The organism is Kitasatospora putterlickiae, assembly GCF_039527695.1.
In the GTDB taxonomy this organism is placed as follows: Bacteria; Actinomycetota; Actinomycetes; order Streptomycetales; family Streptomycetaceae; genus Kitasatospora; species Kitasatospora putterlickiae.
The window spans coordinates 1-1,699 of record NZ_BAAAKJ010000467.1 but is presented as its reverse complement, the minus strand read 5'-3'; the positions used below and the strand labels follow the sequence as shown (position 1 = coordinate 1,699).

The 1,699-nt window shown below is 71.3% G+C and carries 1 protein-coding gene; it reads left to right on the top strand.

What is annotated here, in order from left to right; translation table 11 throughout:
- Window positions 1-38 precede the first annotated feature (38 nt).
- Window positions 39-1,699: amino acid adenylation domain-containing protein (locus ABD308_RS37125; RefSeq protein ID WP_344344993.1), on the top strand; the 1,661-nt coding region annotated here is incomplete at its 3' end.

The window sequence follows — 1,699 nt, the reverse complement described above, 5'->3', positions numbered from 1 at the left end:
AGACGTTCCTGGGCCGGTGGGTGCGGCTCCTGGAGCAGGTGAGCGCGCGTCCCGAACTGCCGGTCGGCCGGGCCGACATCCTCACCCCCGAGGAACGCCGGCAGCTCCTGGCGGACTGGAACGACACCGGCCGTGACGTGCCGGCGACGACCCTGCCGGAGCTGTTCGCCGCGCAGGCCGCGCGGACGCCCGAGGCCACGGCCCTGGTCGCCGGGACCGAACGGCTGAGCTACGCGCGGCTCGACGCCCGGGCCAACCGCGTCGCCCACTGGCTCATCGCCCAGGGCGTCCGGCCGGGCGACACGGTGGCCGTGGCGCTACCGAGGTCGGCCGAACTGGTCACCGTGCTCCTGGCCACCCACAAGGCCGGTGCCGCGTACCTGCCGCTGGACCTGGACTACCCGGCGGAGCGCACCGCGTTCATGTGCCGTGACGCGGAGCCCACGTACGTGGTCGACGACCTCGACCTGATCAGCGGGATCCTCGAAGGGGAGGACGGTGACGCCGTCGCGCCGGTTGTCGCGTCGCACCCCGGCCTTCCCGCCTACGTGATCTACACCTCGGGTTCCACCGGGCGCCCCAAGGGCGTGGTGGTTCCGCAGCGGGCCATCGTCAACCGGCTCCTGTGGATGCAGGACGAGTACGGGCTCGGCCCCGACGACCGGGTCCTCCAGAAGACACCGTCGAGTTTCGACGTCTCCGTGTGGGAGTTCTTCTGGCCGCTTATCACCGGCGCCACGCTCGTCGTCGCGGAACCCGGAGGCCACAAGGACCCGGCCTACCTGAGCCGGTTGATCCAGACGGAAGGCGTCACCACCGTCCACTTCGTGCCGTCCATGCTGGACACGTTCCTCGCCGAGGAGTCCACCGCGCACTGCGCCGGCCTGACCCGTGTGATGTGCAGCGGCGAAGCGCTTCCGGCGGACCTGGCCGCGCGGTTCCACGACACGCTGCCCCACGCGGAACTGCACAATCTCTACGGTCCGACCGAGGCCGCGGTGGACGTCACGTTCTGGCACAGTGCCGCCGACTCGGGGGTCGTGCCCATCGGCCGACCGGTCTGGAACACCCGCCTGTACGTGCTCGACGCGGCGCTGCGACCGGTGGCTCCCGGCGCTCCCGGCGAGCTGTACATCGCCGGAGTCCAGTTGGCGCACGGCTATCTGCGGCGGCCGGGAGTGACGGCCGAGCGGTTCGTGGCCAACCCGTTCGGCGCACCCGGCGAGCGCATGTACCGCACGGGAGACCTCGCCCGCTGGACGACCGACGGCGTCCTCCAGTTCCTCGGCCGGGCCGACCAGCAGGTCAAGATCCGGGGCTTCCGCATCGAACCGGCCGAGATCGAGGCGGCTCTCACCACCCATCCGGCAGTGCGCCGGGCACTGGTCGTGGCCCGGGACAACAACCTCGTGGCCTACGCGGTGCCGGCCGAGGACGCCGAGATCGACCTCCGGAACCTGCGGGAGCACCTGCGCACCACCTTGCCGGACCACATGATCCCGGCGGCCGTGGTCCCCTTGGACCGGCTTCCCCTGACGCCGAACGGGAAGGTGGACCGGGCCGCGCTGCCGGTGCCGGACTTCGGGGCGTTGGTGTCGGAGGGTGGTCGAGGGCCTCGTTCGGCGCCTGAGGTGGCGTTGTGTGAGGTGTTCGCTGAGGTGCTGGGGGTCGAGCGGGTCGGGATCGATGACGACTTCTT